11 protein-coding genes are annotated in these 11,082 nt (G+C 71.0%); 7 read left to right on the top strand and 4 right to left on the bottom strand.

The genetic code is table 11. The features are described 5' to 3' along the window. A partial coding sequence (locus tag Vau01_RS53890) for an ISL3 family transposase (RefSeq protein WP_204009420.1) occupies window positions 1-941 on the top strand: 941 nt, incomplete at its 5' end. 202 nt (window positions 942-1,143) lie between these two features. Here the strand turns inward: Vau01_RS53890 and Vau01_RS53885 are convergent. Next, window positions 1,144-2,292 carry an MFS transporter gene (locus Vau01_RS53885; protein WP_204009418.1) on the bottom strand — a complete coding sequence of 383 codons (1,149 nt, stop codon included), beginning with the start codon at window positions 2,290-2,292 and terminating at the stop codon, window positions 1,144-1,146. A 187-nt stretch (window positions 2,293-2,479) separates the two neighbouring features. Here Vau01_RS53885 and Vau01_RS53880 point away from each other — a divergent pair, with 187 nt between their 5' ends. Then, window positions 2,480-3,118 (top strand): LysE family translocator, encoded by a 639-nt coding sequence (locus tag Vau01_RS53880; protein WP_204009415.1) that lies wholly within the window; start codon window positions 2,480-2,482, stop codon window positions 3,116-3,118. A 214-nt stretch (window positions 3,119-3,332) separates the two neighbouring features. Here the strand turns inward: Vau01_RS53880 and Vau01_RS53875 are convergent, their stop codons facing one another. Together Vau01_RS53875 and Vau01_RS53870 are read right to left on the bottom strand one after the other, a co-directional pair. Beyond that, complete coding sequence (locus tag Vau01_RS53875; RefSeq protein ID WP_239152743.1) at window positions 3,333-3,782, bottom strand: VOC family protein; 450 nt, start codon at window positions 3,780-3,782, stop codon at window positions 3,333-3,335. Then, window positions 3,779-4,960, bottom strand: coding sequence for an ROK family protein (locus tag Vau01_RS53870; RefSeq protein ID WP_204009412.1), 1,182 nt, complete (start codon window positions 4,958-4,960; stop codon window positions 3,779-3,781). Before Vau01_RS53870 ends, Vau01_RS53875 begins: the two co-directional genes overlap by 4 nt. A gap of 81 nt (window positions 4,961-5,041) precedes the next feature. On the opposite strand from Vau01_RS53870, the gene Vau01_RS53865 reads away from it, so the two are divergent. From Vau01_RS53865 to ggh, 5 genes are read left to right on the top strand one after another with little or no spacing between them, the layout of a single operon-like run. Then, entirely contained in the window at window positions 5,042-6,382 is a 1,341-nt protein-coding gene (locus Vau01_RS53865; RefSeq protein WP_204009410.1) for an ABC transporter substrate-binding protein, read from the top strand. A gap of 4 nt (window positions 6,383-6,386) precedes the next feature. Continuing rightward, window positions 6,387-7,244 (top strand): carbohydrate ABC transporter permease, encoded by an 858-nt coding sequence (locus tag Vau01_RS53860; RefSeq protein ID WP_204009407.1) that lies wholly within the window; start codon window positions 6,387-6,389, stop codon window positions 7,242-7,244. Next, on the top strand, window positions 7,241-8,044 hold the full coding sequence (locus tag Vau01_RS53855) for a carbohydrate ABC transporter permease (RefSeq protein ID WP_239152741.1): 804 nt from the start codon (window positions 7,241-7,243) through the stop codon (window positions 8,042-8,044). Before Vau01_RS53860 ends, Vau01_RS53855 begins: the two co-directional genes overlap by 4 nt. Before the next feature lie 13 nt (window positions 8,045-8,057). Beyond that, window positions 8,058-9,137, top strand: coding sequence for an ABC transporter ATP-binding protein (locus tag Vau01_RS53850; protein WP_204009405.1), 1,080 nt, complete (start codon window positions 8,058-8,060; stop codon window positions 9,135-9,137). A gap of 2 nt (window positions 9,138-9,139) precedes the next feature. Continuing rightward, window positions 9,140-10,477: a glucosylglycerate hydrolase gene (gene ggh / locus Vau01_RS53845; RefSeq protein ID WP_239152739.1), complete on the top strand. Its 1,338-nt coding sequence runs from the start codon at window positions 9,140-9,142 to the stop codon at window positions 10,475-10,477. 11 nt (window positions 10,478-10,488) lie between these two features. Here the strand turns inward: ggh and Vau01_RS53840 are convergent, their stop codons facing one another. Beyond that, window positions 10,489-11,064 (bottom strand): TetR/AcrR family transcriptional regulator, encoded by a 576-nt coding sequence (locus Vau01_RS53840; RefSeq protein WP_204009401.1) that lies wholly within the window; start codon window positions 11,062-11,064, stop codon window positions 10,489-10,491. Window positions 11,065-11,082 lie beyond the last annotated feature (18 nt).

Here is an 11,082-nt window from a genome sequence, read left to right as displayed (position 1 = left end):
CCCGCGACTTCGATGCCCTGGTCGGGTGGCTGGTGCGGCAGATGTCGAAAGAGGCGGTGTGTCGGCTGCTGCGCATCGGCTGGCGCACCGTGGGACAGATCATCACCCGGGTGGTCGCCGACGCCGACGCCGCTGCCGGGGACCGGTTGGCGCAGGTGCGCCGGATCGGGATCGATGAGGTGTCCTACCGGCGTGGCCACAGGTATCTGACGGTGGTCGTCGACCACGACACCCGCCGGCTGTTGTGGATCGCCGAGGGGCGTGACAGCGGCGTGCTGGGCCTGTTCTTCCAACTCCTCGGACCCGAGCGGTGCGCAGAGATCACCCTGGTCACCGCCGACGGCGCCGAGTGGATCTTCTCCGCCGTGACACGGTACTGCCCGAAGGCGCGGATCTGTCTCGACCCGTTCCACGTCGTCATGTGGGCCGGCAAAGCCCTCGATGCCATCCGGGCCCAGGTCTACACCGCCGCCCGAAGGGCCGGGCAGAAAGCCGTCGCCGACGCCGTCAAAGGCGCCAAATACGCCCTGTGGAAGAACGCCGCCGATCTGACTACCCGACAACAGGCGAAACTGGCCCACATCGAACAGACCAACCAGCCACTGTTCCGGGCCTACCTACTCAACCAGCAACTCCGGCAGGTCATCACCACCCCCGGCGGCGCCGACCGCATCGACCTCCTCGACGCCTGGCTCGACTGGGCCACCACCAGCGGCCTGACCCCGTTCACCGACCTGGCCTACCGCATCCACCGCTACTGGCGCGAGGACATCATCAACACCCTCACCCACCAACTGTCCAACGGACTCATCGAATCCACCAACACCAAGATCCGACTCCTCACCCGCATCGCCTTCGGCTTCAAAAACCCAACCGCCCTCATCGCCATGGCCAGACTCCACCTCTGCGGCTACGACCTCCCCCTCCCCGGCCGGACATGACCCACACATCCGACCGGAGAGCCGGGCACAACTGCAAGGTCGACAACCGAGGGCTGTTCTCCGGCGCCGATCTTGCAGTTATGGTGCCTTGTTCGCCCGCATTTGCACTTTTTGTGGCCCACCACAACTGCAAGATCGACTCGGGGGGACGGCTACGCCGGACGGGCAAAGCGTGCAAATCACCCGGCCGCTGGAGGCAAGGTCAGGGGGTTCTGGTGGTCAGGGTGCGGTAGAGGAGGGCGCTGACGGCGATGGTCACCGGCGCTACGACGAAGCCGATCGCCGTGCCCTCGTTGCGGTCCAGGATGGCGCCGTCGATGGCGGCGCCCAGCGCGGCCCCGCTCGTGAAGGCCGTGGACACCCACGCGAACGCCTCGGCGGCCGTGCCCGGTGGGGCGATCCGGTCGACCGTGAGGAACGTGCCGGCGAGCAGCGGGGGCAGGCAGAGGCCGCTCACCACGGTCAGCAGCAGCATGACCGGCAGCGGCGGCACCAGCAGCAGCGGGACGTAACCGGCGGCCAGCAGCGCGGCGATCCACGGCAGCAGGCGGTCGGGCAGCTTCAGCCGGGTGTTGACCAGGCCGCCGATCAGGGCGCCGGTGGCGTTGGCGGCCAGCAGCCAGCCGGCCCAGGAGCGGTCGCCGATCGCCTCGGCGTAGCGGGTCACGGCCACCGGCAGCGTGCCGACGCCGCCGCCGACCAGCACCACGGCGGCCAGGAGGATCCGCAGCGGCGTCGAGCGCAGGGGGCCGGCCCAGTGGCGTTCGGCCTCCTCGCCGCGCCAGTGGCGGACGGCGGGGGTGGTCGTGAACCAGATCGTGCCGGCCAACTGTAGGGCGGCGGTCGCCCACAGGCCGGCCTCCGGGCCGCCGACGGCCACCGCGGTGACGGCGACCAGCGGCCCGCCGATGAAGATCAGCTCCTGGACGGCGATGTCCAGCGTGTACGCCGTGTGCACCTGCTCCTCGGGCAGCAGCCCGCGCCACAGCACCCGCAGGCCGGCCTCGAACGGCGGCGCGCCGGCACCGGCGAGCAGCGCCGCCACCACGGCGAGACCCAGCGGCGGGTCGAGCGCCGCGAGTGCCGCGAACCCGGCCGTCGACAGGGCGACCGCGGCCCACATCACGGGCGGCTGCCGCCACCGGTCGGCGACCCGGGCGAGCACCGGCGCACCGACCGCCAGCCCCACCGTGTAGACGCCGACGAGCAGGCCCGCCGCGCCGATCGACCAGGTTTCGCGGGCGAACAGCAGCAGCGCGACCGGCGCGGCGCCCAGCGGCACCCGCCCGACGAGGCTGGCACCCAACAGGCGCGCCACCTGGGCGGCACGCAGCACAGTGGCGATGGACATGACGAAGCGCTCCTGAAGCTAGGAATGAAGACGGGACGGAGGAACCGCCCAGGACCTAGGGAGCGAAGTCGCCGCGCTCGTGGTCGTTGCCGTACAACGGCAACGGCGGGGTGATCCACCGGCGGAAGGCGCACAGGGAGATCACGCAGGCACCGTACCGCACGATCGGGAACGATAGGGTCGGCGCATGGATCCCGCACTCGTCGTGGCGTTCGTGGTCGCCGCGTTCCTGTTGAGCGTCGCGCCCGGGCCCGACATGTTGTTCATCGTGGCCAACGCCGCCGCGGGTGGGCGACGGGCCGGGCTGGTGTCGGCGGTGGGCATGTCGACCGGGCTCGCCGTGCACACGGTGGCCGCGGCGCTCGGGCTCGGCGCGCTGATCGCGGCGGCGCCCGAGGCGCTGGCGGTGATCCGGGTCGCCGGTGCCGGGTTCCTGGTGTACCTGGCGGTCAGCTCCTGGCGGGCCAGCCGCGCCGGTGCGGCGGAGGAACAGGCGGGACCCGTGAAGGAGCGCTCGCTGCGCAAGCTCTACGCGATGGCGACGCTCACCAACCTGGCCAACCCGAAGGTGGTCCTCTTCTACCTGGCGTTCCTGCCCCAGTTCCTGAGCCACGGGCACGGCGCGTGGCCGATCCCGGTGCAACTGCTCACGCTCGGGGTGGTGTTCATCGTGGTGGGGTTGTCGGTGGACGGCACGGTCGGGTTCACGGCCGGCAGTCTCGCCGACAAGCTGCTCGGCCGGCCCGCCGTGCGGCGACGGCTGGAGCGCGCGTCGTCGCTGATCTTCGGCGGCCTGGCCGTGCGCCTGGCGCTCGACTCGCGGTAGGGCCAAGGGCGTGTCCGGCGGATCTTTGCCGGCCTGCGGCGGACTCAGACGACGACCGGCGGCGTTGCGGCTTCGCCCCGATACAACACCGGTATCGGGACAAAGCCGCGCCTTGCCGGCGGCTTGGGCGGGCCGCCGGGCGAAGCTCCGCAGGCCGGCCCTGCCGTAGCCGCCTGAGCCTCGCCTCGGCTCGACAAGATCCACCGGACACGCCCTACGCGACGCAGAACTCGTTGCCCTCGGGGTCGTTCATCAGCGCGAAGTAGTGGTCGTACTCGGGGGTGTCGGACGTGCTGACCACCGTGGCGCCGGCGGCGACCAGCTCGGCGACCTTCGCGTCGACGCGTTCGCGCCGGGTCGCCAACGGCACCGACCGGCCGCCGCCGACGAACAGGTCGAGATGCAGGCGGTTCTTGACCACCTTGCCCTCCGGCACGGGCTGGAACCAGATTCCCGGCCCCCGGCCCGCCGGGTCGATCAGGCGATCGGTGCAGTCGCCCTCGCCCAACTCGTCTTCCGGGACGTTGATGCTGAGGTAGTAGTCGCGCCAGGTCGCGAACTCGCCGGGCGGCGGCTTCGGCACGTAACCCAGCGCGGAGGCCCAGAACGCGACCAGCGGCCCGGGATCGGCGCAGTCGACGGTGAGCTGGTAGTCGATCGTCATGCCCGCAACGTACGCGGCGGGTACGACAAAACCCCGATCGGGCCGTGGTCGGCCGCGAGGGCCCGGTCGATCGCCTCGGGCGCGAGCACCCGCCCGACCACCAGGTTCACCAGGCCCACCGTCGCCGCGCGCTCCCCGAGCGAACTCGGGACGATGCGGAGACCGGCGGTGCTGCGCAGCAGCGTGATGTCGCGGATGCGAGTGCCGACCGCGTCGACGACGCCGGGCAGCGCGCCGATGATGCCGCCGAGCACGAGCGTGCGCGGGTTCGCCATCGCGATCAGCGACGCCAGCACGGTCCCGAGTTTCCGGCCGGCCGTGACGAGCGCGCGGTGCACCGGCGGCTCGTCGGCCCGGAGCGCGATGTCGGTCAGACTGCCGAAGCCCAACTGTCCGAGCAACGCGTGCCCGGACGCGTACGCGGCGAGGCAGCCACGCCGTCCGCACCGGCACTCCGGCCCGGTGCGGGCGAGCTTGACGTGCCCGATGTCGCCGGCCGTGCCGTCGTCTCCGGTGAGGCTCATGCCGCCGGTGACGAGCCCCGCGCCGATGCCGGTGGCCCACTTGACGCCGAGCACGGTCTCGCCCGGGTGCCGGCTCGCCTCACCGAAGGCCAGCGCCCGCGCGTCGTTCTCGAACACCATCGGCACGTCCCACCGCTCGCGCAGCACGTCGGGTAGGGGATAGGCGTCCCAGCCGGGCAGGATCGTGGTCGGCTTGGGCAGGCCGGTGCCGGGTTCGATCGGACCGGGAAGCCCGACGCCGACGCCGATCAGGCGCTGCGGCGGGCACGAGGCGAGCACCCCGTCGGCCACCGCGACGAGGTCGGCGAGCATCGCGTCGGGCGGGGTGTGACTGACGTCGATGCGGCGCGAGACGGAGTGCAGTTCGCCGCCGTGGACGCCGGTGAGCCCGACCCGGGCGTGCGTGTGCCCGACGTCGAAGGTGAGCACGGTCAGCTGCCGGTCGTCGAAGCGGATCAACTGCGCCGGGCGGCCCCCGATGGACGCCGTGCTGCCCGCCTCGCACACCAGCCCCGCCGCGAACAACGGCGAGATCCGTTCGAGCAGCGTGGGCCGGGACATGCCGGTGGCGTCGAGCAGTTGCTGCCGCGTCCACGCCGGGCGGGACCGGATCAACTCCAGCAGGTGACCGGGGGTGGCCCCGGAAGCGTCCATCGACCCACCTCTTGACAGATGTGTTTCATCTCTGGGAACTTACGTCATCTGATTTTACAAAAGTCACCCCGGGGAGTGACGATGTCAAGTATCTCTTCCGGCCCCACCCTCAGCCGCCGCACCCTGCTCGGTGCCCTGGCGGCAGCAGGAGCAGCGGCACCCGTACTGTCGGCCTGCGGCGGCGTGTCCACGAGCGGCGCCGACGGCGGCGAAGGCGCGGTGAACTTCCTGTCGACCCAGTTCACCCCGGTCGAGGAGCGGCTGCGCTTCGAGACCATCCTCAAGAACCGCGTCAAGGGCACCGAGGTCGCCTTCAACCCCGTCGACAACGCCAACTTCACCGCCACCATCCAGTCCCAGGTCGAGGCGAAGAAGGTCGAGATCAGCCTGATCGGCGGCCTGCACGGCGACCTGGCACCGCAGGCGTCGCGGTTGATGGACCTCGACGATGTCGCGAAAGCACTGTCCAGCAAGGGAATCGACAACGAACTGCTGGAGCTCGGCAAGCTCGGCGGTGCCACCACGAAGTACATCCCGTGGATGCAGGCCACCTACCTGCTCGCCATCAACAAGAAGGCGTTGCAGTGGCTGCCGTCCGGCGCCGATCCCGAGAAACTCACGTACGACCAACTGCTCCAGTGGGCGGTCGCGGGCAAACAAGGCAACGGCGGCAAGCCCATCTTCGGCTTCCCGGCCGGGCCGAAGGGCCTGTACCACCGCTTCTTCCAGGGTTACCTGCTGCCGAGCTTCACCGGCGCGCAGGTCACGAAGTTCCGCAGCGCCGACGCGGTGACCGGCTGGAACTGGATGAAGGAGCTGTGGGCCAACACCAACACCGCGTCCACCAACTACGACTTCATGCAGGAACCGCTCGAGCGCGGCGAGGTGCTCGTCGCGTGGGACCACGTCGCCCGGCTCGTCAACGCACCCAAGGCCAAGCCGGACGACTGGCTGATGGTGCCGGCGCCGCGCGGTCCCAAGGGTCTCGGCTACATGCTCGTCGTGGCCGGGCTCGGCATCCCGAACGGCGCGCCCGAGGCGAACAAGGCCAAGGACGTCATCAAGGCCCTCGCCGAGGGCGACACCCAGGTCGAGGTGTTGCGGCAGAACGCGTTCTTCCCGGTGGTCGACGCCAACCTGCCGGCGGACCTGCCCGGCGGCGTCGGGCTCGAGGCCCCCGCGGTGAAGAAGCAACAGGACGCCGACAGCGCGATCGTGTCGCTTCCGCCCGTCGGTCTCGGTGCGAAGGACGGCGAGGTCTCGCAGATCTTCAAGAACACGTTCAAGGAGATCTGCATCGACAAGAAGCCCGTGCAGCAGGTGCTCGACACGCAGGGCGGCCAGCTCGACGTGATCCTGGCCGGGCTGAAGGTCCCCTGCTGGAAGCCGGACCCGGCCGGCAACCCGTGCCAGGTCGGATAGCCGGATGGCCCGAAGACGCCCGAGGCTGTCGCCGGCGCTGCTGCTGATCGCCCCGTCGCTCGTCTTCATGACGCTGCTGTTCGCCTGGCCGATGCTCGTCGGTATCGGCCAGGCGTTCAGCGGCGACGACGGGCCGACGGTCGAGTACCTGCGGCGCATGGTCGACGACCCGTACTTCTGGCCGGCGGTGCGCAACACGGTGCTGCTGATCGTGGTGCTGATCCCGTTGCAGTTCGCGCTGGCGCTCGGGATGGCGCTGCTGCTGCGCACCCGGCCGCGGTTCCAGGGACTGTACTTCTACATCTGGGTGATCCCGCTGGCGATCAGCGATCTGGCCGCGGGGCTGGTGTGGCTGGCCATCTTCACCGACCGCGGCTACCTCAACTCGGTACTGGAGACGGTCGGCGTCGGCGGCTACTCGTGGCTGTCGTACGAGAACCCGACGACCGTGTACCTCGCGGTGCTCGTCGCCGAGGTGTGGCGGGCCACCTCGCTGGTGTTCGTCATCCTCGTCGCGGGACTGCAGGGCATCCCGAAGGACTACGACGAGGCGGCCGAGGTGTTCGGCGCCAGCTACTGGAAGCGGCTGCGGTACGTGATCCTGCCGCAGTTGCGGCCGAGCATCCAGGTCGCGGTCATTCTGCGAACGATCCTGGCGTTGCAGGCCTTCGCCGTGGCACAGGCGTTGGCGGGACGCGACTTCCCGTTGCTCGTCGGCGAGACGTACCACTGGTACACCACGCTGCAGAACCCGAACGTGGCGGCGGCGATCGCGCTGGTGGTGCTGACCGTGTCGATGGTGACGTCGGTGGCCTACCTGCGGCTGCTGCGCGACAAGCCGGGAACGACGGGGGCACGGTGAAAAGGAACCGTTTCTGGGTGCAGGTGGCCTGCGTCGCCGTGACGCTGTTCATGGGCGTGCCGCTGTACCTCATCACGCTCGCCGCGCTGTCGAGCCGCGAGTCGCTCAACGAGTTCCCGCTGTCGTTGCTGCCGACCGACGTCTCGACCGAGACGCTCACGACGTTCCTGAACTCCACCGGCGTCTACGGCGGGTTCATCAACTCGCTGACCGTCGGCCTGTCGACGCTGGCGCTGTCGCTGCTCATCGGCGTGCCGGCCGGGTACGCGATGGCGCGCTACCTGTTCCGCGGCCGCGGCTCCTACCAGTTGTTCCTGTTGCTGACGCGGGCGCTGCCGATCGTCGTGCTGTCGGTGCCGCTGGCCCGGGTGTTCCTCACCGCCGGCCTGTACGACACCACGTACGCGGTGACGCTGCTGCACACCGCGCTCGCGCTGCCGACCACGGTGCTCATCACGGCCGCCATCTTCGTCGCGGTGCCACGTGACCACGAGGAGGCGGCGCAGATCTTCGGCGCGTCGCCGCTGCAGGCGTTCATCCGGGTGACGATGCCGCAGGCGCTGCCCGGCATCGCGGCCGCCGCGATGTTCACGTTCGTGATGTCATGGAACGAGGTGCTCGGCGCCGCGATCCTCACGCTCAACCAGCGCACGCTGCCCGCGCAGGTGCTCTCGACGCTCGGCGACTCGCCGCTGGCCTTCCGGTACGCCGGGGGGTTCGCGCTCGTGCTGCCGGCGCTGCTGTTCGTCGCGGTGATGCGGCGCTACCTGCTGAACATGTGGGGCACCACGCTTCGTTAGATAGGAACCGCACGTGGCCGAGATAGAGATCAGAGACCTCGTCAAGACCTACCACGGGGCGAGCTACCGCGCGACCGACGCGGTGTCGCTCACCGTCGCCGACGGCGAGTTCGTGGTGCTGGTCGGCCCCAGCGGGTGCGGCAAGACCACGCTGCTGCGCATGGTGGCCGGACTGGAACTGCCCGACAGCGGCACGGTCGCCATCGGCGGGCGCGACGTGACCGGCCTGCCGGCCCGGCGGCGCAACGTGTCGATGGTGTTCCAGTCGTACGCGATCTTCCCGCACATGAAGGTGCGCACGAACATCGGCTTCGGGCTCGCGATGCGCGGCACGCCGAAGGCCGAGATCGAGACGCGCGTGAAGCGCGCCGCCGACGTCCTCGAACTCACCGACTACCTCGACCGCTATCCCGCGCAGCTCTCCGGCGGGCAGCGCCAGCGCGTCGCGGTGGCACGGGCCATCGTGGTCGACGCCGAGGTCCTGCTGATGGACGAGCCACTGTCCAACCTGGACGCGTTGCTGCGCCTGCAGTTCCGGGCCGAGCTGAAGCGGATCGTGGGCCGGTTGGGCGCCACGACCCTGTACGTGACGCACGACCAGGCCGAGGCGATGTCGCTGGGGGACCGGGTGGCGGTGATGCGGTCCGGGCGCATCGCGCAGATCGGCCCGCCGGTCGACGTCTACGACCGGCCGACCGAGCGGTTCGTCGGCGGCTTCCTCGGCGCGCCACCGATGAACTTCGTGCCCGCCACCGTGACCCGCGACGGTCACCTCGCGATCGGCGAGCAGAGCCTTGCGGCGCCCGCGACGCTGAAGGGCTTCGCCGGCCGGGAGATCCTGCTCGGCGTGCGGGCCGAGAACATCAACGTCGGCGCCGGTGCTGATTCAGGCGGCCGGCTCACGGCGACCGTGGAGGTGGTCGAGCCGACCGGCGCCGCGATGCTGCTGACGGTGCGGCTGGCCGGCCACGAGGTGAAGGTGCAGGCGCCGGCGAGCTTCCGGACCGAGCCCGACAGCGTGGTCCGGCTGGACTGCCCGCCGGAGAGCCTGCGGTACTACGACGCGGAGAGCGGAATGGCGCTGGTGGCATGACGGTGGCGACACATACGGGGGTGGCGCCGCCGGCGCTCGCCGCGAGCGCCGCGTACATCCTGCGCGGCAACGACATCGGGACGCTGACCACCGCCGCGCCGCGGCTGTACCCGCACCTGTGGAGCTGGGACGCGGCGTTCGTGGCGATCGGGCTGGCCACCGTGTCGGTGCCGCGGGCGATCGCGGAACTGCGGACGCTGCTCGGCGCCCAGTGGACGACCGGGATGCTGCCGCACATCGTGTTCGGCCCCGACGAGGGGTACTTCCCGGGACCCGACGTGTGGGGTGCGACCACGCCGTCCGGTGCGCGCACGTCCGGGATCTGCCAGCCGCCGGTGCACGCCATCGCGGTCCGGCGTGTGCTCGACGCCGGGCGCCGCAACGGCGGCGCCGACCGCGACCTGGCCGAGCGCTTCGCCGCCGAGACGTTCGACCGGTGGCTGGCCTGGCACCGCTGGCTCGCCACCGCCCGGGACCCGCGCGGGCGCGGCCTGCTGGAGATCTACCACGGCTGGGAGTCCGGGATGGACAACTCGCCGCGCTGGGACGCCGCGTACGCCGCGGTGCGGCCCCGCGAAGACCTTCTGCGGGGACGCGCGCGGCGCGACCTGGAGCACGTCGCCGACGCGCGGCAGCGGCCGACCGATGAGGAGTACCGCCGCTACCTGTGGCTGGTGCACCAGATGAAGGAGGCCGGCTACGACGACGACGCGGTGCGGGAGACCGTCGACTTCCGGATGACCGACGTGTTCATGTCGGCGATCGCGGCACTGGCGAGCGACGTCCTCGCCGAGATCGGCGACGAACTCGGTCGCCGCGCCGAGGCGACCGAGTTGCGGGCGCTCGCGGAGCGGTTCCGCGGCGGGGTGCTGTCGACGGTGTCGCCGGACACGGGCCTGGCCCGCGACGAGGACGTGCGCACCGGCCTCCGGCTCGACGCGCCGACGATCGGCGGGTTCGCGCCGCTCCTCTGCGGCGGCGATCCGCGCGTGTTCTCCCGGCAACTGGCGTTGTTCACCGGCCCGGAGTGGTGCGGCCACCCGGACCTGCGGTACGCGCTGCCGCCGTCGACCGCTCCCGGCCACGCGGGGTTCTCGTCGCGGACGTACTGGCGGGGTCCGCAGTGGCCGTTCATGAACTGGCTCCTCTACTGGACGCTGCACCGGGCGGGCGAGGTCGACCTGGCGATGTCGCTGCGCGCCGAGGGGCTGCGGCAGTTGGGGGATCTCGCGTTCGGCGAGTACTACGAGCCGATGACGGGGGAGGCGCTGGGCAGCGCCCACCAGAGCTGGACGGCCGCCGTGGCCCTCGACTGGCTGATCGTCCCCCCGGCCGGCTGACCCGCCGTCGTTTATGTGAGACCCGGAACGGCCGAGCGCACGATCGCCTCGGCCAGTCCGCGCACGGCCACCGCGTCGACCTCCCCCGGCTGCGCGCTGACCAGCGAGAACAGCGCGCCCCCGTACAACGCCACCATCGTCGCCACCGCCTCCGGCGGGATGGCCAGGTCGAGGTCGGCGTGGTGCTGCCGGGTGAACGCGACCGTGGCGTCCGACAGCGCGAGCAGGGTGGCCGCCAGCGCGGGGCGGCGCAGGCTCTCCAGCCTCAGCTCGAAGATGGCCAGGTACCGGGCCCGGTAGGTGGTGGCCGCCGTGAACAACGAGTCCGCGATGAGGTCGACGGCGGTCGCGCCGGCACCGGACACGCCGGCCCGTGACATGTCGGCGTGGTGCAGCGCGATGACCCGTTCCGCCGTCGCCACCAGCAGCGCCTCCCGGCTCCGGAAGTAGTTCGACGCGGTTCCCGCCGGCAGGTCGGCGCGCCGTTCGACCGCGCGATGGGTGACGCCGTGCACGCCCGCCTCGGCGAGCAGGGCGATGGCGGCGTCGGTCAACTGCGCCCGCCGGAGATCGTTCGGTGGTGGCACTGTGCCAGTATCCGTAGT

Origin of the sequence: Virgisporangium aurantiacum (assembly GCF_016863635.1) — a bacterium.
Taxonomy (GTDB): domain Bacteria; phylum Actinomycetota; class Actinomycetes; order Mycobacteriales; family Micromonosporaceae; genus Virgisporangium; species Virgisporangium aurantiacum.
Note: the sequence above shows the minus strand (reverse complement) of the source record. Positions and strands in the feature narration are given on the sequence as shown.

What these genes read in the sequence shown, in the direction of transcription:
- Vau01_RS53885 (WP_204009418.1), bottom strand. Translation starts at nt 2,292, where the DNA reads ATGTCCATCGCCACTGTGCTGCGTGCCGCCCAGGTGGCGCGCCTGTTG.
- Vau01_RS53880 (WP_204009415.1), top strand. Translation starts at nt 2,480, where the DNA reads ATGGATCCCGCACTCGTCGTGGCGTTCGTGGTCGCCGCGTTCCTGTTG.
- Vau01_RS53875 (WP_239152743.1), bottom strand. Translation starts at nt 3,782, where the DNA reads ATGACGATCGACTACCAGCTCACCGTCGACTGCGCCGATCCCGGGCCG.
- Vau01_RS53870 (WP_204009412.1), bottom strand. Translation starts at nt 4,960, where the DNA reads ATGGACGCTTCCGGGGCCACCCCCGGTCACCTGCTGGAGTTGATCCGG.
- Vau01_RS53865 (WP_204009410.1), top strand. Translation starts at nt 5,042, where the DNA reads ATGTCAAGTATCTCTTCCGGCCCCACCCTCAGCCGCCGCACCCTGCTC.
- Vau01_RS53860 (WP_204009407.1), top strand. Translation starts at nt 6,387, where the DNA reads ATGGCCCGAAGACGCCCGAGGCTGTCGCCGGCGCTGCTGCTGATCGCC.